General features: G+C 37.7%; 27 protein-coding genes and 1 pseudogene. 10 read left to right on the plus strand and 18 right to left on the minus strand.

All coding sequences use genetic code 11. The features are described from left to right. Positions 1–49: 49 nt before the first annotated feature. The 4 genes from FW754_RS10530 to FW754_RS10545 form a co-directional block, all read right to left on the minus strand. Positions 50–742 carry a nitroreductase family protein gene (locus FW754_RS10530; RefSeq protein ID WP_446324625.1) on the minus strand — a complete coding sequence of 231 codons (693 nt, stop codon included), beginning with the start codon at positions 740–742 and terminating at the stop codon, positions 50–52. Positions 743–958: 216 nt separating this feature from the next. After that, positions 959–2,056 (minus strand): signal recognition particle-docking protein FtsY, encoded by a 1,098-nt coding sequence (gene ftsY, locus FW754_RS10535; RefSeq protein WP_419347032.1) that lies wholly within the window; start codon positions 2,054–2,056, stop codon positions 959–961. A gap of 239 nt (positions 2,057–2,295) precedes the next feature. Next, the gene (locus tag FW754_RS10540; protein WP_409511521.1) at positions 2,296–2,619 is read right to left on the minus strand and encodes a hypothetical protein; all 324 of its coding nucleotides are present in this window, start codon (positions 2,617–2,619) and stop codon (positions 2,296–2,298) included. A gap of 146 nt (positions 2,620–2,765) precedes the next feature. Beyond that, positions 2,766–3,119, minus strand: a complete 354-nt coding sequence (locus FW754_RS10545; protein WP_409511522.1) for a hypothetical protein — start codon at positions 3,117–3,119, stop codon at positions 2,766–2,768. Positions 3,120–3,362: 243 nt separating this feature from the next. Between FW754_RS10545 and FW754_RS10550 the strand changes: the two genes are divergently transcribed. The 3 genes from FW754_RS10550 (at position 3,363) to FW754_RS10560 (ending at position 4,888) form a co-directional block, all read left to right on the plus strand. Continuing rightward, positions 3,363–3,596 (plus strand): hypothetical protein, encoded by a 234-nt coding sequence (locus FW754_RS10550; protein WP_409511523.1) that lies wholly within the window; start codon positions 3,363–3,365, stop codon positions 3,594–3,596. Between the two features lie 302 nt (positions 3,597–3,898). Then, entirely contained in the window at positions 3,899–4,276 is a 378-nt protein-coding gene (locus tag FW754_RS10555) for a DUF2750 domain-containing protein (RefSeq protein WP_409511524.1), read from the plus strand. A gap of 180 nt (positions 4,277–4,456) precedes the next feature. Beyond that, entirely contained in the window at positions 4,457–4,888 is a 432-nt protein-coding gene (locus tag FW754_RS10560; RefSeq protein WP_409511525.1) for a CBS domain-containing protein, read from the plus strand. A gap of 84 nt (positions 4,889–4,972) precedes the next feature. Here the strand turns inward: FW754_RS10560 and trpB are convergent, their stop codons facing one another. From trpB to FW754_RS10605, 9 genes are all read right to left on the minus strand, one after another. After that, the gene (gene trpB, locus FW754_RS10565) at positions 4,973–6,181 is read right to left on the minus strand and encodes a tryptophan synthase subunit beta (RefSeq protein ID WP_446324626.1); all 1,209 of its coding nucleotides are present in this window, start codon (positions 6,179–6,181) and stop codon (positions 4,973–4,975) included. A gap of 55 nt (positions 6,182–6,236) precedes the next feature. Further along, entirely contained in the window at positions 6,237–7,424 is a 1,188-nt protein-coding gene (locus tag FW754_RS10570; protein ID WP_409511527.1) for a vWA domain-containing protein, read from the minus strand. 15 nt (positions 7,425–7,439) lie between these two features. After that, the gene (locus FW754_RS10575) at positions 7,440–8,291 is read right to left on the minus strand and encodes an AAA family ATPase (protein ID WP_419347019.1); all 852 of its coding nucleotides are present in this window, start codon (positions 8,289–8,291) and stop codon (positions 7,440–7,442) included. 20 nt (positions 8,292–8,311) lie between these two features. Next, on the minus strand, positions 8,312–8,728 hold the full coding sequence (locus FW754_RS10580; protein WP_409511529.1) for a hypothetical protein: 417 nt from the start codon (positions 8,726–8,728) through the stop codon (positions 8,312–8,314). Continuing rightward, positions 8,721–9,023: a YcgL domain-containing protein gene (locus FW754_RS10585; protein WP_409511530.1), complete on the minus strand. Its 303-nt coding sequence runs from the start codon at positions 9,021–9,023 to the stop codon at positions 8,721–8,723. Before FW754_RS10585 ends, FW754_RS10580 begins: the two co-directional genes overlap by 8 nt. A gap of 153 nt (positions 9,024–9,176) precedes the next feature. Further along, a complete protein-coding gene (locus FW754_RS10590; protein ID WP_446324627.1) occupies positions 9,177–10,319 on the minus strand; it encodes a ribonuclease D in 1,143 nt (380 codons plus the stop codon). Between the two features lie 290 nt (positions 10,320–10,609). Further along, positions 10,610–11,206: a recombination mediator RecR gene (gene recR / locus FW754_RS10595; RefSeq protein ID WP_409511532.1), complete on the minus strand. Its 597-nt coding sequence runs from the start codon at positions 11,204–11,206 to the stop codon at positions 10,610–10,612. Positions 11,207–11,218: 12 nt separating this feature from the next. Continuing rightward, positions 11,219–11,548 (minus strand): YbaB/EbfC family nucleoid-associated protein, encoded by a 330-nt coding sequence (locus tag FW754_RS10600; protein ID WP_446324628.1) that lies wholly within the window; start codon positions 11,546–11,548, stop codon positions 11,219–11,221. A gap of 27 nt (positions 11,549–11,575) precedes the next feature. Continuing rightward, a complete protein-coding gene (locus FW754_RS10605; protein ID WP_419347012.1) occupies positions 11,576–12,763 on the minus strand; it encodes an O-succinylhomoserine sulfhydrylase in 1,188 nt (395 codons plus the stop codon). A gap of 140 nt (positions 12,764–12,903) precedes the next feature. Between FW754_RS10605 and FW754_RS10610 the strand changes: the two genes are divergently transcribed. The 5 genes from FW754_RS10610 (at position 12,904) to FW754_RS10630 (ending at position 17,139) form a co-directional block, all read left to right on the plus strand. Then, positions 12,904–13,995, plus strand: a complete 1,092-nt coding sequence (locus FW754_RS10610) for an alpha/beta fold hydrolase (RefSeq protein ID WP_409511535.1) — start codon at positions 12,904–12,906, stop codon at positions 13,993–13,995. Between the two features lie 72 nt (positions 13,996–14,067). Next, a complete protein-coding gene (locus tag FW754_RS10615) occupies positions 14,068–14,943 on the plus strand; it encodes an NAD(P)-dependent oxidoreductase (RefSeq protein WP_446324629.1) in 876 nt (291 codons plus the stop codon). Between the two features lie 147 nt (positions 14,944–15,090). Beyond that, positions 15,091–15,357: a YARHG domain-containing protein gene (locus FW754_RS10620; protein ID WP_409511537.1), complete on the plus strand. Its 267-nt coding sequence runs from the start codon at positions 15,091–15,093 to the stop codon at positions 15,355–15,357. Positions 15,358–15,389: 32 nt separating this feature from the next. Beyond that, positions 15,390–15,803, plus strand: a complete 414-nt coding sequence (locus FW754_RS10625) for an HIT family protein (protein WP_409511538.1) — start codon at positions 15,390–15,392, stop codon at positions 15,801–15,803. 256 nt (positions 15,804–16,059) lie between these two features. Beyond that, positions 16,060–17,139, plus strand: coding sequence for a porin (locus tag FW754_RS10630; protein ID WP_419347006.1), 1,080 nt, complete (start codon positions 16,060–16,062; stop codon positions 17,137–17,139). 91 nt (positions 17,140–17,230) lie between these two features. On the opposite strand, the gene FW754_RS10635 is transcribed toward FW754_RS10630, so the two are convergent. The 4 genes from FW754_RS10635 to FW754_RS10650 all read right to left on the minus strand — a co-directional run bounded on the left by FW754_RS10635 (position 17,231) and on the right by FW754_RS10650 (position 21,488). Further along, entirely contained in the window at positions 17,231–17,572 is a 342-nt protein-coding gene (locus FW754_RS10635; RefSeq protein WP_446324630.1) for a hypothetical protein, read from the minus strand. Positions 17,573–17,622: 50 nt separating this feature from the next. Next, positions 17,623–18,900, minus strand: coding sequence for a serine hydrolase domain-containing protein (locus tag FW754_RS10640; protein WP_446324631.1), 1,278 nt, complete (start codon positions 18,898–18,900; stop codon positions 17,623–17,625). Positions 18,901–18,976: 76 nt separating this feature from the next. Further along, complete coding sequence (locus FW754_RS10645) at positions 18,977–19,834, minus strand: MaoC family dehydratase (protein ID WP_446324632.1); 858 nt, start codon at positions 19,832–19,834, stop codon at positions 18,977–18,979. Positions 19,835–20,096: 262 nt separating this feature from the next. After that, positions 20,097–21,488, minus strand: coding sequence for a 3-oxoacyl-ACP reductase (locus FW754_RS10650; RefSeq protein ID WP_446324633.1), 1,392 nt, complete (start codon positions 21,486–21,488; stop codon positions 20,097–20,099). A gap of 241 nt (positions 21,489–21,729) precedes the next feature. Here FW754_RS10650 and FW754_RS10655 point away from each other — a divergent pair, with 241 nt between their 5' ends. After that, a complete protein-coding gene (locus FW754_RS10655; protein WP_409511544.1) occupies positions 21,730–23,259 on the plus strand; it encodes an acetyl-CoA C-acetyltransferase in 1,530 nt (509 codons plus the stop codon). A gap of 182 nt (positions 23,260–23,441) precedes the next feature. After that, positions 23,442–23,966, plus strand: a pseudogene (locus FW754_RS10660) (hydrolase). A gap of 115 nt (positions 23,967–24,081) precedes the next feature. On the opposite strand, the gene aceI reads toward FW754_RS10660, so the two are convergent. Continuing rightward, complete coding sequence (gene aceI / locus FW754_RS10665) at positions 24,082–24,513, minus strand: chlorhexidine efflux PACE transporter AceI (protein ID WP_446324634.1); 432 nt, start codon at positions 24,511–24,513, stop codon at positions 24,082–24,084. Between the last annotated feature and the right edge of the window lie 96 nt (positions 24,514–24,609).

The raw sequence follows: 24,609 nt of genomic DNA on the forward strand, positions 1-24,609 counted from the left end.
CGTGACTATTTATACTATTCATTTGAAATATAAATTATCATCTTCCAAATTAAACTGAATCACTAAAGACTTTAAATAAGCAACCATCCTCCAATTCAGATTTAGCAATAGCAGGTTTCACAATTGAGCCAAAAACCAACTGTGATTTAAACTGCCAACTATCAGGCAAATCAAACATTTTTGCCGTTTCATGATTAATATTAGGATTGTAATGATGTAGTGATGCACCTAATCCTGTACTTGATAATGCTGTCCATACTGCAAATTGCACCATGCCTGAGGTTTGTTCAGACCAAATTTCGAAATTATGTGCTTGTAGAGGCTTCTGTTTTTGTAATGTTTGAATGACCGCCTGATCTTCAAAAAAGAGTACCGTCCCATATGCCGAACTACAACGATCCAATTTCACCGATGCACCCTCAAATATACGTTCAGGTAATTGGTTACGTTGAATATTACGTACCATTTCCCAAAATTTATAATGTGCATGTTCAAGTAATATAACAACACGCGCACTCTGTGCATTTTGTGCCGAAGGACAACAACGTACAGCTTGCTTAATCAATTCAGTTAAATATTCAGGACTATGACTCACACGATTACTTAAGGCATAAATACTGCGACGCTTACGCATATCAGCTAATAAATCATATTCTTTTTCTTCAATATTTTTCTTTTTAAAAATCACATCGGTCGATATATCAGTTTTGAGTACTTGCCCCAAGCGCGTTAAAATTGTCATTTAGAATCCCTCTCAGTCAGGCAAATAAACCCATAAATTTTATATGGATATATTAGCTTGAATGTGAATATTCAACTAATTAAAGCACAATCTAATGTATATTTTTAAAGCAGTTAAATCACTCAAAAACAAAAAACCCCACTATTTGTAGGGTTTTTCATCAAAAAACTATTTTATTTATCTTTTAATGCATTAAGCACCATTCAAAACAATCAATTATTTATCCGTTTCAAATAATGCAGCAACAAATGCTTTTGCTGAGAATGGGCGTAAATCATCAATTTTTTCACCTACACCAATGAAACGAATAGGTACATGTGTACGACTTGCAATATTAAATAACACACCACCTTTTGCTGTACCATCCAACTTAGTAATGGTTAAACCCGTCAAACCGACCGCCTCATCAAATGTTTCCACTTGATTTATGGCGTTTTGACCTGTTCCAGCATCAACAACGAGCATTATTTCATGTGGCGCAGTCGCATCAATTTTTTGCATCACACGTTTCACTTTAGTCAATTCTGACATTAAGTTACTTTTGTTATGTAAACGCCCTGCTGTATCGGCAATAAGAACATCAACACCCTTAGCACGCGCGCTTTCAAATGCATCAAAGATTACAGAAGCTGAGTCAGAACCATGTCCCTGCGCAACCACAGCAATGTTGTTACGCTCACCCCAGATTTGTAATTGTTCAGTTGCTGCAGCACGGAATGTATCACCTGCTGCTAACATAACTGTTTTACCTTCACCTTGTAGGCGTTTCGCAAGTTTACCAATAGTCGTAGTTTTACCTACACCATTTACACCTACCACCAAAATCACATATGGACCTTTATTTGGATCAATATGTAAAGGTTTCACACGTGGTGCAAGTAATGCAACCAATTCTTCTTGCAGTGCTTTATATAAAGAATGCGAATAAATCAAATCACCACGCGCAGTACGCTCAGTCAAATTGGCAATAATCGTTTTGGTTGCTTCAACACCAATATCAGCAACCAATAATTGCTCTTCAACTTCTTCAAGCAATTCGTCATCAATCTCTTTACCGCCAATCAGGATATTGACCATGCCATCAGCAAGATTTTTACGGGATTTCGTTAATCCTTCTTTCATACGGCTAAAGAAACCACCTTTAGATGAACTGTCTACCTCAGCTTCAGCCTTCACCTCGGTTGTTGCTTGTATTGCAGTTTCTACCGTTTTATTTTCAATAATTGGCACATTTACAGCGGGTAAACCTGGTAAAGTGACATCTTCATCACCCATGTCCGCATCTATCAAAAACTTATTTTGCTGTTCTTGCATGCCGAATCCTTGAAAAGCATTATGATCAAAAAATTGATTTTAACATAAATCAAAGGCTTTTTAATTGACGTAAAGGATTAAAGCGCATCACATAAATAAACACGTTTATTTTATAGACATAAAGAACTTAAACATTTGTTTATCATGCTGATTTAAATACATTTGAAATAGATTAAACTATAACTCAAACTTTACATTGCGTTTTCATTTTTTACTTAAAATATAAAGATATCCAAATACTATTGATCTTCACTTTCTATGGCTGGATATTGTTTAACGCGCATTTCTTCACGTTGGTAGGCATGCATTAAACGGAAATAATCTGCAGCACAAATATCAGGAGTTTTCATTAAATTTTGTGCCATTTTCTGTGTGTATGGATAAGTCGCCTGCTCTGAAAGTTGTTTAATTTTTTGAAAGTGCACAACACTCACAGGACGTACCAATGCGAGCCCTGCAATGATCAATATTGCAAGAATCATCGCTAAAACTACGCCATTTAACACAGTTTCTAGCTTAAATTGAGTTTTGAATTTTGAATAAATATCTTTAAAAATGAACATGAACTACCTCGAACACTCGGTAGTCTAATCGTGCGAGCACTAAAAATATAGTACTGAATGAATTGATGAGCCTAAAAACTTAGACTCATCAGGCAGATTTAAATTTTGTACCTGTACTCTATATCGTTTATAGATCATTGATTAGATCAATGAATCACCGTTTGAGCAAATAGATATAAAACAACTGCAAGTGCAATAATACAAACTGTAACTGCAAACATTGACATTGGATTGTCATATGAGTCTGCATGTAAAGTGGGATCGTTTAAGCCTCGCATCTGATCGTCATAAACATGTTCCAAAGCTAGCCGTTGTGTTGGTTGTAAATTTCGTGTATAATCGTGCAGTATTTTGCGCTGTTCGATGCCTAAGTTACCCAAATGGACGCCCTGATGGAAGACCGCATCGTGAAGCTGCTGATGATGGTACTGAGCTAAAGCATTTATTTGCAACTCAGTCGGAGGTACTTCAAAATTAAAACCGTTTAATGTGTTTTTCATATTGTTCTCCTTTTATTTGTATGTCCCATCTTTATTTTAATAAAAATTACGACCGATTAATGTTTAATCATGTAATCTTGAAATATTTCAGCCCAGCCCACATATTAGTTGACAAGTTAAGCAATTTGTCATATTAGTTTAATATAACTTGTTTATATTTTTGAAAAGACTTGTAGATCAGTCTTTAAAATTAAACAGTTTTGCAAACAAAGTAGCAATCATAATTACAATAAGGAGTTATCTATGATTCATCAATTTTCTCAACATGATCTCGAGCATGTTTATGCAACAGCGGTAAACACAATTCAATGTGAAATGAATTTTACCAACGCTGTAGAACAACTCGAAGATGTTGCTCGTGCAGGTCACGGCAAATCAGCTACGTTCTTAGCTGAACTTTACTTTCAAGGTTTCCGTGTAGAACGGGACTCAATGAAAGCACAATATTGGCAGAACATGGCAACCATGCAAGCATAAAAAAACGTCACTCAGGTGGCGTTTTTATTCCCCTTTTAACTGTAGTTTCAATTTTATTATTAATCAAACCAACACAACATTTACTCATCCCATCTCAAACAAACACATAACACTTAAATACTTTCTTCAATTTTAATTTATTGCGTTATGCAAACCACCAAATCGGTGGTTTTTTTGCATTTTAATCAGAATTAACTTTGTTAAAATATATTTACTTACGATTCGATACCACTTTGTCACTGTCTTTTTCATATGAATCGCTATCCTGTAACAATCCAGTCAACATTGGAGCAAGACCGAACATGAAAAAGTACACTGCAATCCCGCCTGTATCACGAGAAGCCTATATCAAAATTTCAATTTTCAAATCTATGATGTATTGTGGTGTTTTATGGGGACTTTACAACGAAGGATGGGCTATTACGTCTGACCAAGACAACAATATCTTTCCATTTTGGTTCAATTCAGTACAAGCACTACAATACGCAAAACAACATTGGCCACAATATACCCCACGTAAAATCAGCTCAAAGGATTTTAAAGACTCACTACTTCCACTGCTTCTAAAAATGGAGGTCGTACCTGTGTTGTATAATGCATCTAACCAAAAATTTAAACTTTCTACACCACAGTTTCGACATTTCTTTTTCAAACAGAATATTGCTTTCATGACAGCTTAATATCTTTCTAAATCAAAGCATTAAGTATATTTCATCACTAGGCTTTAAAATAATGACTGCAAAGTATTTGCAAAATTTTAAAATCGAGCTAATTTAAAAGAGGTAATACACAAAAAATACCAAAATAAGCAGCATAATAAGCCACATTATTTAGCATCAAACAAAAGAAGGACACATAAGATGACCACAGTCGCACAAGTCATTCAAAATAAATTAGGTCAAGAAATCCACACGATTTCACCTGATTCTACCGTATTACAAGCCATTACACTCATGGCTAATAAAGGCATTGGTGCTGTTGTGGTCACTGAAAATGATAAGGTGGTTGGCATACTTTCTGAACGTGACTACACGCGTAAGATTGCTTTAATGCAACGAACATCAGACCATACCACCGTCGCAGAGATTATGACACCCAAAGTTATTTCGGTTACACGCCACAACACTGTAGATGAATGTTTAGGTTTAATGACCGATCGTCATTTGCGCCATCTTCCTGTAATGGATGGAGAAACCTTAATTGGATTTATTTCAATTGGTGATCTTGTGAAAGCTGCAATGGAAGATCAACACAAACTCATTGAACAATTACAGCAATACATTTCAGGCTAAGGCTGGAAATACAAAATATAAAAGTCAGACATATAAAAAAACTGCTCAATTGAGCAGTTTTTTTATGATCAAATTTTTGAAAAATTAATTCAAACCCAACTTAGCAGCAACATAATCTGAATCTTTATCACCGCGACCTGATAAATTCACGACTATTCTAATCTCTTTTGCCATTTTTGGTGCTTCACGCAATGCCCAAGCAACTGCATGTGAACTTTCAAGCGCAGGTACAATACCCTCCACGCGTGACAACGTCATAAATGCATTCAAACACTCTTCATCTGTCGCCGTTGAATATTCCACACGACCCAAATCTTTCAAGAAGCTGTGTTGCGGCCCCACACCAGGATAATCCAACCCTGATGCAATCGAATGCACAGGCAAAGGTTCGCCCCGCTCATCCTCAAGCACATAACACGCCATACCATGCAATTGACCTGGTTTACCAAGTGTTAACGTTGCAGAATGCATGGCTGTATCCAAACCCAAACCTGCCGGCTCTACACCCACAAGTTTAACTTCAGGCTCATTCAAGAATGCTGTAAACGCACCCATCGCATTTGAACCACCACCAACACATGCCACAATATAATCAGGTGCAGAACCAAAACGATCTTGAGTCTGAACTTTAATTTCATCACCAATAATCGACTGGAAATCACGAACCATTTTTGGGAACGGATGTGGTCCAACCACAGACCCAATCGCATAAATAAAGTTTTTTGGATCTTTCAAATATTCTTCAAAAGCACTATCTACAGCGTCTTTAAGTGTTGCTGTACCACGTGTCACCGAAATTAAATGCGCGCCCAAAATTTTCATTTTTACAACATTGGGATGCTCTTTTTCAATATCAACTTGACCCATATGAATTTCACATGGAATACCGACCAATGCACACGCTGTCGCCAAAGCCACTCCATGCTGACCCGCACCTGTTTCTGCAATCACTTTACTTTTGCCCATATACTTTGCAAGTAAAGCCTCACCCAAACAGTGATTGATTTTATGTGCACCAGTATGGTTTAAATCTTCACGCTTCAAATAAATTTGTGCACCACCCAATTGTTCAGACAACCGTTTCGCATGAAATAATGGACTTGGACGACCGACATAATGAGTGAATAAATCATTCAATTCATCTTTAAACTCAGCAGTGTGGCGAATTTCCTCATAAGCCACATTAATTTCATCCATCGCTTCTTTTAAGTGCGGTGGAATAAATTGACCACCATATTCACCAAAGAAACCTGCTTCGTTTGGTAATGCAATTCCATTAATTTGATGATCCATGTCAGCCTCTGTACTGCGTTTACTGAAAAAAATTAACGAACTTAAATCTATCCGATCAACGTGCCAAAAGTTTGGTTAAATCTTCAATTCCCTTCAAGGTCATTGGATACATATGATCTTCAAAAATCTGTTTAATCTGGTTAATGGTCTGCGTATAGTGCCAATAGTTCTGTTCTTCAGGATTCAGCCAAGCTGTTTTTTCAAAATGATTTCGCAAACGACGTAGCCATACTTCGCCCGGCTCTTCATTCATATATTCCACTGAACCACCAACAGACTTCAACTCATACGGCGCCATACTCGCATCACCGACCACAATCACACGGTAATCACGACCATAAGAATTCAACAAATCCCATGTGTTCATTTTGGTTGATGAACGGCGAAAATTATCTTTCCACACATAGTCATACAAACAATTATGAAAATAAAAATATTCAAGGGTTTTAAATTCAGTCTTAGCTGCACTAAAAAGCTTTTCACACTGTGCAATGTGTGAATCCATTGACCCACCAACATCAAACAACATTAGCACTTTGACACGATTTCGACGCTCAGGCACCATCTGTACATCTAAAATGCCCTGCTTCGCCGTTTCATAAATTGTGCTGTTAATATCGAGTTCTTCTGCAGCACCTTGGCGGGCAAACTTGCGTAAACGGCGTAAAGCCATTTGCATTTGCCGTGTTCCCAAAATTTGTTCATCATCTAAATTTTGATAATTACGCTGTTCCCAAACTTTAACCGCAGACTTTTTACGGCTCGGCCCACCAATGCGTACACCCTCTGGATGATCACCAAATGCACCAAATGGCGATGTGCCACCTGTGCCAATCATTTTATTGCCACCTTGATGCTTTTTATGCTGCTCACGCAATCTCTCTTCAAGCATTTTCATCAGTTCTTCAAGCGAACCAGCTTTAAGCAACTCAGCACGTTGCTCAGGTGTCAAATGTTTTTCAAGTAGCTCAAGATCAAACCAATCTTTTGGCAATTGATGAACTTTTTTCAGTAAATCATCCAAATCAAACGTTTGGATACCATCAAAGTAGTCTTTCATGGCACGGTCAAATTTATCAAAAAAACGCTCATCTTTAACCATGACCGTTTTAACAAGCTGATAAAAATCGTTTTGATCTGCAAAGACCAAACCCTCACTGACCGCTTGATTTAGGTCGATCAGTTCACGTGTCGATACAGGAATGCCATATTTTCTAAGGGTATAAAATAATCGCACAAACATGTTGCGATCTCCCCATTAACGACGCGACATAAAGGCTAAACGTTCAAGTAATTGAACATCTTGCTCATTTTTAATCAAAGCACCATATAAAGGTGGAATCGCTTTTGATTTGTCATGGTTACGTAATACATCTTCAGGCATATCATCTGCCATCAACAAACTCAACCAATCAATCAACTCAGATGTTGAAGGTGGTTTTTTCAAGCCAGGTACTTGACGCAATTTGAAAAATACTTGTAAAGCTTCATTGACCAATGTACTAGCTATATTAGGGAAATGAACCGCAATAATTTCTCGCATCGTCGCTTCATCAGGGAATTCAATATAATGAAAGAAACAACGACGTAAGAATGCGTCAGGTAACTCTTTTTCATTATTTGAGGTAATGATCACGATTGGACGCTGAGTCGCTGTTATTGTTTCACCTGTTTCATAGACAAAGAATGACATTTTATCGAGTTCATGAAGTAAGTCATTTGGAAATTCGATGTCCGCTTTGTCAATTTCATCAATCAACAATACACAACGCTCTTCACTTGTAAATGCTTCCCACAATTTACCTGGTTTAATATAATTTTTAATATCATAAACACGGTCATCACCCAACTGACTATCACGTAAGCGTGATACCGCATCGTACTCATATAAGCCTTGCTGAGCTTTAGTGGTCGACTTAATGTGCCATGTGATGAGTTTTAAACCTAAATTTTCTGCAACCTGTTCAGCCAACAGGGTTTTACCCGTTCCCGGCTCACCTTTAACCAATAATGGTTTTTGCAGTGCACGTGCAGCCTTAACTGCAAGTTTTAGACTATCCGTCGCAATATATTGCGCCGTACCAATAAATTGTTGTACATCAACAGACATAAATAACCTTTATTTTTAATTTAAAGTGGTGAAATATTTTTCGCTGTGCTGCTTTTTTCTAGTGTGGTTTTATTAGATTTGTATTTTGACCAACAATAGCCAATGAGCAAGCCTAAGCCAATGACAAAGCTAATTAATGCTAAATTAGACCAAATGAGTGGTGAGTCTTTGGTTAAAACCCCAAAGAGCAAGCCAAAAGTTGCTGGTGCTAACGCAGAGTTTGGTCCTTCAGAAATCGTAGGGGTTGCAATCACTGCAAATACAATAATCCATGTAATACCACCCAATGGTGCGGGTAAGCGCTTACAAATACCCGCCCAACACCATAGAATTATCAATGCCCCAAGAATATATACAGTGACAGCGATACTGTCTTCTGGAATGGTATCTAACAATTCCAAAAAATTTGCCCATATTCCGGATAATTGATCAAGCACCGCGTAATCCTTCTGGCTCTACCGCGTTTGGATTGATTAATCCTTCTGGCGGTACTTGGATAAAGAAACCTTTGGTTTGCAATGAGTCCATCACATGCAGGACATTGACTCGTGCAAGTTTTCGAGTTTCGCTGAGTTCTAAATGCATCACGAATGTTGCACGACCAAATGCCGTACGTAAAGCATCAGAAAGAACATCTAAAGGATCTGAATTGTCATCTTCTAAAATTGCCGGGCGGGCAACGTAAAGATACATCTCATCCTTCTTACTCGACTTATAAATATTACAATGCATATCAAAAAACAGCGTCTACAAAATCAACGAACAGCATACATCAAAACAGCACAGGATTCATTAGCGTTTGTTAACCTAAGTGTCGAGATTTTTGCTAGTTGATAATTGTTTAATCAATTTAGCATGCTATTTATTTTGTAACATCCATCCCATTTATTCAATTACTTGCATTTGTGTTGTCAAATATAAGGCATCTTTTTTAAGTAATTCAATCAGTGGCTTGGTCAGTATTTCATAACGCCAACCGAGCAAATATGCTGGTAAATTTTGCTCATCACCATGAAAAACCACATGCTGATATAAAGTATTTAACCACTTTTTACGTATTAATACTTCTTTTGGAACAATGCATTGTTGCGCAATTTGTTCAATCAACTCATCGACCGCTTGCGTAATGCCTTGTGATGAATGACGAATTGGACGTGCCAAACGCAGTGGCCAACTTTCAGCTTCTGGTATAAATTTGAGTAAATCTAAAATAGTCTTGCCATGCTCACGAATAACATTTTGGCGAATATCTTTAATACCTGACAATTGAAAAATATTTTTTGGATTTTTTTCAACCAAATCAATCATTGTCGAATTTTTTAAAATAAAGCTACGAGGCTGATTAACCGCTTTGACCATTTCTTCACGCCATACCGACAATTGTTGCAATTGCATCAATTGTTTACGTGAATGACGATAATTTCCAACATCGGTATATAATTTTTCTTGCGGGGTTTCAAGCGCAATTTCTTGAGTTAAATGCTGACAATCTTCAAGCACACATGCATAAAGATTTTTAGCTTCAAGTTCAGCTTTCAGCTTATCTGCCAACTGCATAATATATAGCACATCATTGGCTGCATATTCCATTTGTGCAGCACTCAAAGGACGAGCAAGCCAATCTGAACGTGTCTGATCTTTATCAATTTCAATATCTAAAACGAGTTTAAGTGCATTTTGATAACTCACTTGTAAGCCATGCCCTAAAAATGACAATGCAACTTGCGTATCAAAGACATTGATAAGCGGTTGTTTGTCGGCATAGTGATAAATGAGATCAATGTCCTCACCACAGGCATGAAAAATATTTTGTTGTGCTGCAAAAATTTTTTGCCAAAAACAAGATAAATCTAAGGTTGTGCCATCCAATAAAAAAACATGATCATTCACATTAATTTGAAATACACCAAGTTTCGGCCAAAATGTATCCACTTTAATAAATTCTGTATCTAGCCCATACACACACCCCTGCGCCATTAAAGCGATTACAGTGTCAAGGTCAGCCTGTTCGGTGATAAATTTGGACATATCAGGTTCTATCAAAATCTTACATTTAAACTATGTTTATTTTACAACATTATATGAAATATGAATATATTTTTTTGGGCAAAATACTGGTCAAACATAGCTTATAAACACCTTATTGATCGCTATCATCTATAATAAAAAATAAACAAAGCAGGCTTTTTATTTCAAAATTAATTGCTTTTTCTCTTTAAGATATTTCAAGTAATCTTTACATCAAAATACAGCGCTCTCATCATTGCCAATTTAAAAAATGAATACAAGTTATTTATAAAAAAAGCACTTTACAGTGCTTATTTCATTTTCATCCGATTATGCAGTGCCTGGCTAAGTGTATGACTATCAACATATTCAAGCTCTCCACCTTGTGGAACACCTTGTGCAATCCGTGTCATTTGAATATTCAAATGTTTGGTAGCTTCCACCAAATAGTGCGCAGTTGCTTGTCCTTCAACAGTAGCATTGGTTGCAAGAATAACTTCATCCACCTGTCCTGAACTTAAGCGTTGTAACAAATATGGAATACCAATTTCCTCAGGTCCAATACCATCTAAAGGTGATAAATGTCCACCCAATACATGATATTTCCCACGAAAACTACCACTTTGTTCAATCGCCATGACATCTGCAGGTGATTCAACCACGCATAACACTTGTTCGTCACGATCTTTGGAAGCACAGATATCACAGACTTCATTTTCAGTCAGTGAATGACATAGTGTACATTCATGAATATATGAGGTTGCTTCATTGAGTGCATGCGCCAAAGCAACAGCACCTTCACGATTTTTCATGATCAAATGCAATGCCATGCGTTGAGCCGATTTTGGCCCAACACTTGGCAAAATACGCAAGGCTTGTACAAGTTGATCAAAACGATCACTAAACACTAATCGTATTCCTTAGAACATACCTGCAAGACCTGGTGGCAAGCCCATACCTGAGTTTGCGCCTTTCATTTTTTCTTCAGTGATCGCTCCTACTTGACGAGCAGCATCATTCATTGCCGCAGCAATCAAATCTTCAACCATGTCCGCATCATCTTGAAGTAATTCAGGGTTAATTTCGATACGCTTAACCACGTTACGGCAAGTCATCGTCACTTTCACTAAACCACCACCAGCTTCTGCATGCACTTCTGTTTGCGCAAGCTCTTCTTTGGCTTTTTTAACATTGCCTTCCATGTCTTTTTGCATACGTTGTGCTTGTTGCATTAACATATTGATGTTCATAAAATTCTCCGAACATAAATTAAATAATTAGATAAGGTCTAAACCACGTTTAATATCACGAATAATATCATCAATATCTTCAAGACCAACAGAAATACGAATTAAACCTTCAACAATTCCTGCGGCTTGTTTAGCTTCGGCTGACATTCTGCCATGCGATGTCGTTGCTGGATGGGTAATGGTTGATTTTACATCACCTAAATTACTCGTAATAGATAAGAAGCGTGTATTATCAATCACAGTCCAAGCCGCTGTACGTTCACCTTTTACGATAAACGAAACAACTCCACCAAAACCACTTTGTTGTTTTTTTGCCAATTCATGACCTTCATGATTTGGTAAACCTGCATAATAAACTTTTTCAACTTTCTCATGTTGATCAAGCCATTCCGCAAGTTTTTGCGCGCCAATACAATGTGCTTTCATACGTAGGCTTAACGTTTCTAAACCTTTCAAGAAAATCCAAGCGTTAAACGGACTCATAGAATTACCAAGTGTGCGAATCACACCATTAATTTCTTCTACAAGTTTATCTTTACCAACAACCGCACCACCTAAAGCACGACCTTGACCATCAATATATTTAGTTGATGAGTAGATAATCAAGTCCGCACCAAATTTAATTGGTTGCTGTAAAATAGATGTACAGAATGTATTATCAACTGCAAATAATGCATCATTAGCATGAGCAATATCTGCAATTGCTTGCATATCACCCACTTGTGCCAATGGATTTGATGGGGTTTCAATAAAAAGTAATTTTGTATTTGGACGGACTGCTTGTTTCCAAGCATCCAAATTTTCTAATTCAACAAATGTAACGTCAACACCAAATTTCACAACATATTTTTCAAAGAGTGAAATAATCGAACCAAATACAGCACGTGAACACACAACATGATCACCGGCTTTAAGGTAAGCCAAACAGATCGCATGCACAGCCGCCATACCTGAACTAGTTGCAACGGCACGTTCTGCACCATCCAATATAGCTAAGCGTTTTTCGAAAGCCTGCACCGTTGGATTGGTATAGCGTGAATAGGTATTTCCTGCGATTTCACCTGAAAATTTAGCAGCGGCATCGGCAGCATTTTCACAGACAAAAGAAGAGGTCAAGAAAATAGGTTCACTATGCTCACCCTCGAAAGTGCGATCATGCCCCGTACGAATGGCTAAAGTATCCAGTTGATATTCAATTTCGTCGTGTTGGCTCATCTCTAAACTCAGTCCGAAAACTGCCTTTGTAAATTATTGCCAATATTTTGAGCGTCTAATGTATTTAAGGTCAAGGTAAAAACGTAAATTATCGCTTAGACTTCGAACAAACTTCCACTCATCTGAGTTCAAAATTCATTATGGAACAACTCAAAAGTAAATTTCAGGAACGTAAGGCAAAAATTAAAAATTTGTCGACTCGAATTTTCAATGGAAAATCATTAGTTTTATCACAAAGTACACCTTATGAAGTGATTGCAGAACGTCATCAAACACGTGTACGCTACTACGCATCAGCAAATAAAAAATATAAAGAACCTTTAGTTTTTGTTGCACCTCTTGCAATTAGTATGGCGATCTATGACCTTTATCCGTATCGCTCATTGGTCAAATATTTTTCTGAACAAGGCTTTGATGTCTACCTGATCGATTGGGGAAAACTCACCTACAATGACCGTAACTTAACCTTCCTCGATTTTATTAAAACATCAATTCCATACTGCATCGAACACATTCGCAATCATTCTAAAAGTGAGCAAATTTCACTTCATGGTTGGAGTATGGCGGGTATTTTTGTATTGCTTTATACCGCACTCCATCAACCGAGTTATATTAAAAATCTTATTGTTTTAGGTAGCCCTATCGATAGTTATAAATCTGGTGGTATTGGACGTTTATACCGTAAAATCAATGCGTATTTAGCATATAATCAAAAACTTAAACACACACTTTATAACGGTGGTATTCCTCGAACATTCTTGCATACCCCTGGTATTATCAATGCGATTGGTTTTAAAGTTTTAGACCCTAAAGGTTGGTATGATGGTCACAAGAACCTATTGCAAAATTTGGATGATCAAAAAACCTTAATTGAACACGCCACACTTGGACATTTTCTCAATCATATGATTGATTACCCAGGTGGTGTAAACCAAGATATGCTATTTAATGTTTGGCTACAAAATCCACTCAAAGATGGAAAAATCACACTCGGTAAAACCATAATTGAGCTCAATAAAATTGATTGTTCACTTATGATTGGGGCTGGTAAAGGTGATCAAATGGTCACTGTAGCTTCTGTTCAACCCTTAGTCCAATTGACAAATAGCCAAGATGTCACGTTTACTCTCATCCCTGGTGGACACTTGGGTCTGATGTCGAATCAGAAAAGCGCTGATGAATTTTGGCCAACACTCTCAACGTGGCTATCGAAACGATCAAGTCCAATTTAAACAATCACTTCTCAGTTTAAATTGCGCTGATGATTTATTTAAATAATTTTAATTCCTGATTCGGGTGATGTCATGACGCAAACAGTTGCATTTATTGGTCTAGGCGCTATGGGTTGGCGTATGGCTACGCACTTACCTCAACATTTCGATAGTGTTTATGTATGGAATCGAAATTTTAGCAAAGCTGAGCAACATGCTGAACAGTTTGGCACCATTGCGGTAAAACTAGAGCAAGCAGTACAAGCCGACATTATTTTTTCTTGCTTACCAACGAGTCAGGATGTTGAAGATTTGATTCAGCCTCTCAAGCTAAAAGCAGGCTCTATTTGGGTCGACTGCACAAGTGGCGTACCCGAATCTGCCAAAAAACTACAAACAACACTCGCAACACAACAGGTGCAGTTCCTTGATGCACCAGTCAGTGGACAAACCATTGGTGCTGAAAACGCAACCCTCACTTTTATGGTGGGTGGTCATCAAGATGCATTTAACCAAGCACTTCCTGCTATGCACACGATGGGTAAATTAATTAAACGTGTGGGTGATGCAGGTGCAGGTTTTGCAGTCAAAGCTGTCAATAATATGATGATGGCAATTCATTTATGCGCAGCAGCCGAGGGCTTTACCACACTCAAAGCACACGGCGTAAATCTTAATGAAGCACTCGACTGTATTAATGCTTCAAGCGGTAAAAGTGGCGTGACCGAATCTGCATTACCACAGCGCATTTTAAACCGCAGTTTCCCCTTGACATTTGCTCTACCACTTCTCGCTAAAGATACAGGTATTGCGATTGACTTGATTCGTGAAGCACGTTTATCTGCACCTGTGACGGGCTTAACTTACAGTTTAATCCAATCTGCGAATGCACTTGCCGAACCTGACAGTGATTTTTCTACAGCAGTCAAACTTTATGAATCTTGGAATAATATTATTTTAGAATCATAATCTTAGAACTTTAAGTATGGAATTATCTTACTTATATCTATAAAACTCATCAAAACAACATAAGGATAATTTTTCACCATTGTATTCAGAAGAATCATCCTTATAATAAGATGAGACAATGTAATATGTCAGTTTTGAGGGAAACTCATGAAAAAAATTTCAATTGCATTACTAAGCATGGCAACTTTATGTGCCAGTTCAGTCTATGCTGCGGATGCAGCACAAGAATGTAAGAAATTACAAGATGACTCAAATGTCATTTATGCAGCAAAAGGTTTTTGTTTTAAAGACCCAGAGGCTAAAGCTAAGTACGGCAATGATAATTGCTTTACAAGCAAACCAAAATTTTCTGAAAAAGAGCAACAACGACTTGACGCGATCAAGGAACGTCAGAAAGAATTGAACTGTAAATAATTACAGCACAATTCAACTTTTAAGGAAAAAACATGTCATACGATGATCAGAATATTTTTGCCCGTATTCTTCGTGGTGAACTTCCTGCAATCAAGGTCTATGAAGATGATCAAGTTTTGGCATTTATGGATATTATGCCTCAAGCCGAAGGTCATACTTTGGTGATTCCCAAATTACCTGCGGTTACATTACTTGACCTTACCCCTGAGGCAGCAGCATATACCATTCAAATTGTACAGAAGGTTGCGAAGGCTATGGAGACTGCACTTGATGCAAAAGGTATTGTCCTGATGCAATTATCAGGTGTTGCGGCGGGTCAAACTGTTCCGCATGTTCATTTCCACTTAATCCCTTCTTCGATTCACGAGTTGGGACGCCATGCAGCTCAAATGGGTGATCAAGAGAAAATTGCATCGCTTGCAGAGAAAATTAAAGCAGCGCTCTAAGTACCTTATCTGATTCATAAAAAATGAGGCTCAATGCCTCATTTTTTATGTTCAAAAATCATCAAACGTCTTTTTATTTTAAAGTTTAAAAAATCTTCCATGCAATCAGCGTCATCAAACTGTCATTGAACTTTCACTTTTTAGTAACACTGTTTGCAGATACTGCATGCACGTTAGTCAGTACCCACCTGCTGATCAACACCATAAAAAGCGAAATAAATAAATGCCGTTTTGAACATGTTTTGGAGAATTTTGAATGAAAAAAATGCTACTCGCTGCAACAATCGCATCACTAGGCTTAAACGCAGCGCAAGCAGCGCCAACCATCTACGGTAAGCTCAACGTATCTTTAAACCAAGTAGACAATAAAGACTACAAAGGCACAGATGAAACTCAATTAAATTCAAATGCTTCCCGTATTGGGATCAAAGGCGAAGAAAAGCTGACTGATAATGTCGGTGTGGTCTATCAAGCAGAATGGGCTATTTCTACGGATGGTTCTGGTTCTGATACAGACCTCAGTGCACGTAACCGCTTCCTTGGCTTAAAATTTAAAGATATTGGTACAGTAAAAGCAGGTCAATATGACTCATATTTCAAGACCTCTGCTGGTAAATATCAAGATATTTTCAATGATGACACTAATCTTGATATCACCAAAACCATGTATGGCGAAGAACGTTTAAAAAACGTTGTCGGTTTTGAAACTGATAAAAACCTCATCGTTCCAGGTTTACAATTTAACGTTCAAGCACAAATGGGTGAGAATAATAACTCAGTATACTCAAGCAAAGAACGTGACAGCATTAATGGTGTTTCTACATCGTTAACCTATGAAAATAAAGACTATGGTATTGCGGCTGGTCTAGCAGGTAATTTTGCAGTTGCAGGTGCATATAATGCCCTGAGTTTAAAAGATATTGAATCGGATGCTTACCGTATCACGGGTTCCGTTGATTTAAGTACAATTGGTGCAAAAGGTCTAGTTTTCGGCGCATTATATCAATTTGCAGAGCCTTCTAACTCTCCTTCTGCAGATGCCCTTACAGCTGCAAAACTTGATACTCGCGTTGCTACACTCGAAGAAAAAGCTTGGTTGATTTCTGCTGGTTACACCATTCCAGAAACACCTTGGACAGTAAAAGGTCAATATCAATCTGCTGAAACACAATGGTCAGGTGGCGACCGTACCATTGACCAATATGGTCTTGGTGTTGACTATAACTTTAACAAACAAGCGCGTTTCTACGGTGTAGTTGCACAACAAAAACGCGATTGGCAAACTGATGATGACAAGAAAACGGTGTTTGGTTTAGGTATGGAATACAATTTCTAAATCAACCATTCCATTCAAAAAAAAGGAACTCACCATAAGTAAGTTCCTTTTTTATATTCAGCTAATAACTCAAAAATAACTCAAAAATGAATTAAACATCAATCGCTGTTGCTGAAATACCAATATAACGCGACATGTCTGCAGCACCTAAATCTGACTGATAAACCACATAATCCGAATAAGTTGCTTGTTTTAAATCTTCCAATATATTGATTTGAATATCATGTGCGTGAACATCATCAACCGAGCGTTGCATAGTCGATTCATAAGCATCCGATATATATTCAAAACCTAAATCAAATGCAACAAATAAGGTATGTGGGCACGGCTGTACATACTGCTCTTCTGCCCAATTGATAATATTTTGTTGGCAATGTGGACAGGCAATATTGCTATCTGCCTGAATGTCGAGCTTGATTAATTGAAAACTCATCGCAATATCATCAAAATTTAAAAATGCATTGTAAAAGATTCAATCGGTGATTAAAACCAACCTTTATGTCCTTTAATTACTGCATCTGCACAACGTAACGTTTCCTGTGTTAAACCCCACAAACGATAATCCCCTGTAATTGAACCTGTCATAAAGTTATGCGTATAAGCAAAACTTAATTGACGCTGTGGATCACACCATGCACCTGAACCGTTATAGCCAATATGCCCAAAACCTTGTTTGGCTCGTTTCCCCATACTAATCACACGGTGATAACCCAAACGCCATTTCATTGGAATTGGCATCACACGGTCACGGCGGATACTTTGAATCTTACTCAACTCTGAAAATACGTGCGGTTGTATGAGTTGTTCCCCTTGCCACTCCCCACCGTTTGCCAACATGGCATACATTTTCGCAAGACTGTGCGCATTAAATACACCATTGGCAGCAGGAATAATCGCTTGTAAGCCTTGATCACTAAAAAAACTAAAATCTTTCATGCCTTTCGGCACCATTGCATCTAAAAAATCTTGCGGATTTTGTCCACTAAACTCCGCCAATCTATCTGAAAAACTTGCTTTATGATGCTTTTTGACTTTATTTTCCGTTGTTTGCTTTGCACTTTGAGCAGCGTGCTGTTCAGGCGATTTTTCTTTAGGCAATATTCGAGCAACTCGACTTAATTGATCTTGAGGCACACCAAAATATGCACCATCCAACGCTAAAGGCTCAACCAAATAATGTTGCATCAAACCCTGTAAAGACTGACCTGTAGCCTTTTCCAATACTCCCCCGACTAACCATCCAAAAGTTAATGCTTGATAGGCGATATCCTGCCCCACAGCAAAACGAGGTGTTGCATGCTCCATTACATTTAGCATATGTGCCCAATCAGCCATTTCTACAGCACTTTGAATCACATTACGGATATCATATAAACCCGATTGATGACTCAAAATATGACGCAAGGTCATCTCAGCTTTACCATTTTGAGCAAACTCAGGCCAATAGTGACTGACAGGAGTATCATAATTGAGTAAACCTTCACTTACGATAATATGTGCAAGCGTTGCAAGTACACCTTTACCAGTGGAATAACATACAGATAAAGTATCACTGCTCCACTGTTCAGTCAGAGATTTACGACCCGTGCAAATATCGACAACCTTTTCACCCTGAAAATACACCGCCAATGCAGCACCACCGTGCATCGTTCGACTGTCCTGCAAACGACTAAATTGCTCAGCAAGATCTTTAAAACGGTCATCTACAGTCCCTGTATAGTTGTTTTTGACTGCAAATAAAATATCCGTTAAACCACTCATGCCCTTTCACCTTTTGTTTTATGTTGATTATCCATTCAATTGAAAAAGCCTGCATTTCACAACGCAGGCTCTTGTCTTATAATTCTTTTACAATACCACTGACATGTGGTTTTTGCGATGACTGATTTCGAATCAAAAAGGCTGTTTCGGTTTTTCGATTTTCGGTGAGTAGCTCAACTGTCGATGGTAAATAAATTGGCAACTTAAAAGACACATCAGCTTCATAAGCATCAGGTAAAGTTAGACTTGCTAAAGCCCGTGCTTTACTCCACATACCATGCGCAATGGCTTGTTTAAAGCCAAAAGCTTTTGCTGTTAATGCATGAATATGAATTAAATTATAATCGCCCGAAATACGTGCATAACGGCGACCTGTATCTTCTGAAATATTCCAACTTGTTAACACTTCATATACAGGTGTAGATGCTTCTTGTTTATTTTTTGATACACTTGAACCATCGGTTTTTTGACGAATTAAATAAGTGGTTACGCCTTCCATCACCACATCACCTGAAACTTTTGCTGTGGTTAAGAAGTCAAACTGTACACCTTTGTCATGTGGCTTCAACTCACCAAATGTACATGTAAGCGTCAATTGCTCATTAACACCTACTTTACGGTTTTGTTTTACAGTATTACGAATATGCACCAAGCCTAAAATTGCAAATGGAAATGGCTCTGAAGTCATCATATGCATTTGTAAACTTTGCGATAACACTGCCAAATAAATTGCAGGAATATAGCCATTATTTTTAAAACCACAAACTTCGTTATACGATTTTAAATGATCGGTATCAATTTTGAATGAATCCACCACATACTCAACCTGTGGCAAAACTTTTTCACCTTTAGGCTTTTTAAAAATCAAACCTTGAATGACTTTTGGATATGCTAAGTAAGGCTTAGGCAATTGATTAAAGTGACGGCTATTCATATTTTACCTTTCTAATATTTGATCAATTTTGATTCTATTAAATAAAAAAATCAGGGATGTTTCAAGCACAGCCCTGACTCTTCTAACATTTAATGTGATGGTGTGGATAGGTTAAAATACTGTATTCTAGAAAATACAATCTAACCACTATTCTAATAACCATCACCACTAAAAATTTCTAATCTGATATTTCATGATCCATGAAAAAAAAACAATCACATCACATGAAATATCTTAGGACTTTAAATCTTTATATAGAATTTTATGCGCCCAATAAGCTCTGACCGCACACACGAACCACATTACCATTTAAACCAGTAGATGCTGATGATGCGAACAATGCAATCGTTTCAGCAACATCAACAGGCAAACCACCCTGACTCATCGAGTTCATACGACGACCCGCTTCACGAATAGCAAAAGGAATCGCCGCAGTCATTTGAGTTTCAATGAAACCAGGTGCCACTGCATTGATCGTAACGCCTTTTTTCAGAAGTGGTGCAGTAAATTTCACTAAACCAATAACACCAGCTTTCGATGCTGCATAGTTCGTTTGACCTAAGTTACCCGCAATACCTGAGATAGAAGATACACAAACAATACGACCATTTTCGTTCAAACCACTGTTATTTAACAAGTAATCATTAATACGCTCTGCCGCAGACAAGTTAATATTGATCACGAGATCCCATATGTCTTGTTTCATATTGGCAAGGGTTTTATCACGTGTAATACCCGCATTATGCACAATAATATCGAGTCCACCTTGTGCTGCCGCAGCGGCTTTAATTTGTTCACCTGCGTCTACTGCTGTAATATCAAGAGCCACAGCAGAACCACCAATTTCACTAGCAACACGATCAAGATCAGCTTGTTGTGGTGGAACATCTAAACAAATCACATGCGCACCATCACGTGCCAATACATGGGCGATCGCTTCACCAATACCACGGCTTGCACCTGTCACCAATGCTGTTTTTCCTGCTAATGGTTTTGCCCAATCGACATTCACTACAGCCGCTTTAGATACACGAATCACTTGACCTGAAACATATGCAGAACGCGGTGAAAGTGCAAAGCGTAAAGATGATTCAAGGTTTGCAGCCGCATCTGCATCGACATGAATGAGATGTGCAGCAATGCCTTTTTTAAACTCTTTACCGACTGATTTAACAAAACCTTCTAAAGCACGTTGTGCAATAGCTTGCTTAATGGTTGATGCTGTTTCAGGCGTTAAACCGACAACAATAACACGACCTGAAGGTGCAATTTGGCGTGCAATCGGGCTAAAGAACTTGTGTAATTCATTCAACTGTTCAGAATTTTGAATACCTGATGCATCAAAAATAACCGCTTTAAATTTTGACTCTTTATCGCCTTCATTGAACGCATTTAAAGTTAAACCTGATTTTGCTGCTGCTTGTTGCAGTTCAACATTATTCCCTGCATAACTATTTGCATGCACATTGCTAAGTACTTGAGAAATTGAATCAGACAACATACCACCTGGCGCAGCACCAACAAGTACAGCACCTTTAATTACAGGTGTTGCAGATTCAAAACGATCTAGCGCAAGTGGTGATGGCAAACCTAAATTTTTAATGACAAATTTACCAATTGGAGATTTTGCAAATACTTGGTATTGGTCAGACATGTTTATTATCTCTCTGAAAATTAATTTTTGAATGAATCTGTTTATATGTCCGAACTTCAATGTAATGTCAGATACTTATATTTCAACAGATGCATGATGCTTGTTCTGAATCATACTTGACTCAGCTACTATATGTCTTGACCTGAAAGCATCCGTAAATGTCATTTCAGTCAATACGACCCTCTCAACAATATGCTAATGTACGTCTTAAGAATAGCGTAAACATGCTTGGAAAAGCCTTATGAGCAAAACAACTCAAGAAAATCCAACAGTCGAGGATTCTGCTGCGGAAGCGGTGTCAAAACCATCAAAACAGCGTACGAGTGCCAACAAAAGTACCACAGTTGCTTCTAAATCAGAAAGTACTTCACGGACACCACGTACCCGTGCTGCTACATCGACTCGAAAATCCACAGCTTCAGATACCAATAAAGTAAAAGTAGATGCGCCTTCAGCACCTACAAAACAAACATCCACATCTCAGGGAAAAACCATGACTCAAACTGTTCGTCGTGTAGCCATTCTTGGCGGTAACCGTATTCCATTCGCTCGTTCAAATGGTCCATATTTCCAAGCATCCAATACAGATATGTTTACTGCGGCGTTAAATGGCTTAATTGAGCGTTTTAACCTTCAAGGTCAATGTCTTGGTGAAGTTGTTGCAGGTGCAGTATTGAAGCACAGCCGTGATTTCAACATGACCCGTGAATGTGTTTTAAATACTCAACTTGCACCTGAAACACCTGCTTATGACATTCAACAAGCATGTGGTACGGGTTTACAAGCAGCATTCCTTGTGGCAAATAAAATTGCTTTAGGTCAAATTGAAGTGGGTGTTGCAGGCGGTGTAGATACCACATCTGATGCGCCTATTGCATTTGGTGATGGCTTACGTAAAGCAATGCTTGAACTAAATATTGCTAAAACTGCAAAAGACCGTTTAAAAGCATTGTCAAAAATCAATGTTAAAGATTTACTTGATGCCCCTAAAAATGGTGAGCCACGTACAGGTTTATCAATGGGCGAGCACCAAGCCATTACAACGCTTGAATGGGGTATTTCTCGTGAAGCGCAAGATGAACTTGCAGCAACTTCACATCAAAAAATGGCAAAAGCCTATGATGCTGGTTTCTTTGATGACCTCATGACACCATTTTTAGGTTTAAGCAAAGACAATAACTTACGTCCTGATTCTTCAGTTGAAAAATTAGCTAAACTAAAACCAGCGTTTGGTAAAGGCGAAAATGCAACCATGACTGCGGGTAACTCTACCCCGTTAACCGATGGTGCATCGACTGTATTACTTGCTTCTGAAGAATGGGCAAAAGCCAATGGTCATGAAGTTTTAGCGTATTTGACTTTCACAGAAACTGCTGCTGTTGACTTTGTAGGTAAAAAAGAAGGTCTATTAATGGCACCTGCTTATGCTGTTCCACGTATGCTTGATCGTGCAGGCATTACGCTGCAAGATTTTGATTATTACGAAATTCATGAAGCATTTGCAGCACAAGTATTGTCTACACTCAAAGCATGGGAAGACACAACTTTCTGTAAAGAGCGTTTAGGTCGTGATGCACCATTGGGTTCAATCGATCGTAGCAAACTGAATGTCAATGGTTCTTCTTTAGCAGCAGGTCATCCATTTGCTGCAACAGGCGGTCGTATCCTTGCAAGTGCTGCAAAACTACTTAACCAAAAAGGTTCAGGTCGTATCCTTATTTCGATTTGTGCTGCTGGTGGTCAAGGTGTAACAGCAATTATTGAAAAATAATTCGATCATTACACAGCGAAAAATATTAAACACCTCTCAGTTCTCTTAGAGGTGTTTTTGTTTTAAAACATTCATGCAAAATAGTTACCGTTTTGTAGTATTAAATACCCAATTATTTTATTTATCTATAGCGATTGCTAAGGTCAATATTCCAATAATACTCACTCACAATAGGATATAAAATGACAAGTGAAGCTATTCGTAATCAGAAAGATAATTTTTATTAACTCTCCCAAATTCAGTATTTATTTGTATCGACTTTCAAACCTGTTGAAGTCAATTCGATTGCTTCAATTGATCACCAATTACTTGTCAACAACATTGTTGGTGAAGTAAAGGCAGCACTTGTATAAGATTTATCAATCAATCATTCTACGTTAATGTTTCAACCAGTTTAAATAAACCACCGATTCCGCAATTAAGTAAAGTATTAAAAGGTATTCCAACCTATGACTGCACTTTAAACAGAGGCATGTTTAATCTTCCATGTACTTGATTCACTCAAAAGGTTTGAAGTATATGTTGTTGTCGATGCTGGAGGTGGCACATCTGTTGCGACAAATTAAGCAACATTACTTCATATTGAATTATTTTGTGAATTACAACGTGATTGGAAACGTGCTAAAACCATTACACAATTTATGGATCTATTCATCAAAATAGATGGCACGGCGGGTATTCAATTTGTATCTAAAAAACCAGATTAATTTCCCTTTAATTGCTGTAAAAAAACCGTATCAATGCCTATCGATACGGTTTTTAGCGAAAGATTAACTATAAAATTTAAAATAAATACATTCATTTTTCTAATATGACAATTTCTTATTTCATAGTCACCATAGAACTAACTCCCAAACGTTCCTCAATGTAGTCATAACACCATTGGAAAATAAAGGTATATACCAAAATACACATCGTCATACTAAAATCGAGCAAAATAGCTTCAAGTAGACTCATATTCAAAGCATAAGCAACCATTGGAATAGTAGCCAACATTAAACCACCTTCAAAACCAATCGCATGCATAATACGAACAGGCACAGTACGTTTAAGCTGATGCTTCTTTTCATACTTTTCAAAAAAATGATTGAAAATCATATTCCAAATCACAGAAGTGACCGCCATAGCGATACCTAAAGTTCCTGTAATTTCCATTGGTACTTCAAAAATAAAACTTAATGCAATTGCGATGATCACTAGAAGAATAATCTCATAAGTCAACGCATGCACGACTCTTCTTTTTGAAATCATCATAAATCATTTCCTCTAAATTACAGATGGAGCCATTTTATGTGCTTATTATTGATTAATCGAGTTAGATTCTTTCAATTTTTTTGATAGGATAGATGT

The organism is Acinetobacter sp. 1207_04 (assembly GCF_052850415.1).

Bases quoted from the DNA above. Each gene is read 5' to 3' on its own strand.
- FW754_RS10530 (WP_446324625.1), bottom strand. From the start codon at position 742: ATGACAATTTTAACGCGCTTGGGGCAAGTACTCAAAACTGATATATCG.
- ftsY (WP_419347032.1), bottom strand. From the start codon at position 2,056: ATGCAAGAACAGCAAAATAAGTTTTTGATAGATGCGGACATGGGTGAT.
- FW754_RS10540 (WP_409511521.1), bottom strand. From the start codon at position 2,619: ATGTTCATTTTTAAAGATATTTATTCAAAATTCAAAACTCAATTTAAG.
- FW754_RS10545 (WP_409511522.1), bottom strand. From the start codon at position 3,119: ATGAAAAACACATTAAACGGTTTTAATTTTGAAGTACCTCCGACTGAG.
- FW754_RS10550 (WP_409511523.1), top strand. From the start codon at position 3,363: ATGATTCATCAATTTTCTCAACATGATCTCGAGCATGTTTATGCAACA.
- FW754_RS10555 (WP_409511524.1), top strand. From the start codon at position 3,899: ATGAAAAAGTACACTGCAATCCCGCCTGTATCACGAGAAGCCTATATC.
- FW754_RS10560 (WP_409511525.1), top strand. From the start codon at position 4,457: ATGACCACAGTCGCACAAGTCATTCAAAATAAATTAGGTCAAGAAATC.
- trpB (WP_446324626.1), bottom strand. From the start codon at position 6,181: ATGGATCATCAAATTAATGGAATTGCATTACCAAACGAAGCAGGTTTC.
- FW754_RS10570 (WP_409511527.1), bottom strand. From the start codon at position 7,424: ATGTTTGTGCGATTATTTTATACCCTTAGAAAATATGGCATTCCTGTA.
- FW754_RS10575 (WP_419347019.1), bottom strand. From the start codon at position 8,291: ATGTCTGTTGATGTACAACAATTTATTGGTACGGCGCAATATATTGCG.
- FW754_RS10585 (WP_409511530.1), bottom strand. From the start codon at position 9,023: ATGCATTGTAATATTTATAAGTCGAGTAAGAAGGATGAGATGTATCTT.
- FW754_RS10590 (WP_446324627.1), bottom strand. From the start codon at position 10,319: ATGTCCAAATTTATCACCGAACAGGCTGACCTTGACACTGTAATCGCT.
- FW754_RS10600 (WP_446324628.1), bottom strand. From the start codon at position 11,548: ATGAACATCAATATGTTAATGCAACAAGCACAACGTATGCAAAAAGAC.
- FW754_RS10605 (WP_419347012.1), bottom strand. From the start codon at position 12,763: ATGAGCCAACACGACGAAATTGAATATCAACTGGATACTTTAGCCATT.
- FW754_RS10610 (WP_409511535.1), top strand. From the start codon at position 12,904: ATGGAACAACTCAAAAGTAAATTTCAGGAACGTAAGGCAAAAATTAAA.
- FW754_RS10615 (WP_446324629.1), top strand. From the start codon at position 14,068: ATGACGCAAACAGTTGCATTTATTGGTCTAGGCGCTATGGGTTGGCGT.
- FW754_RS10620 (WP_409511537.1), top strand. From the start codon at position 15,091: ATGAAAAAAATTTCAATTGCATTACTAAGCATGGCAACTTTATGTGCC.
- FW754_RS10625 (WP_409511538.1), top strand. From the start codon at position 15,390: ATGTCATACGATGATCAGAATATTTTTGCCCGTATTCTTCGTGGTGAA.
- FW754_RS10630 (WP_419347006.1), top strand. From the start codon at position 16,060: ATGAAAAAAATGCTACTCGCTGCAACAATCGCATCACTAGGCTTAAAC.
- FW754_RS10635 (WP_446324630.1), bottom strand. From the start codon at position 17,572: ATGAGTTTTCAATTAATCAAGCTCGACATTCAGGCAGATAGCAATATT.
- FW754_RS10640 (WP_446324631.1), bottom strand. From the start codon at position 18,900: ATGAGTGGTTTAACGGATATTTTATTTGCAGTCAAAAACAACTATACA.
- FW754_RS10645 (WP_446324632.1), bottom strand. From the start codon at position 19,834: ATGAATAGCCGTCACTTTAATCAATTGCCTAAGCCTTACTTAGCATAT.
- FW754_RS10650 (WP_446324633.1), bottom strand. From the start codon at position 21,488: ATGTCTGACCAATACCAAGTATTTGCAAAATCTCCAATTGGTAAATTT.
- FW754_RS10655 (WP_409511544.1), top strand. From the start codon at position 21,730: ATGAGCAAAACAACTCAAGAAAATCCAACAGTCGAGGATTCTGCTGCG.
- aceI (WP_446324634.1), bottom strand. From the start codon at position 24,513: ATGATGATTTCAAAAAGAAGAGTCGTGCATGCGTTGACTTATGAGATT.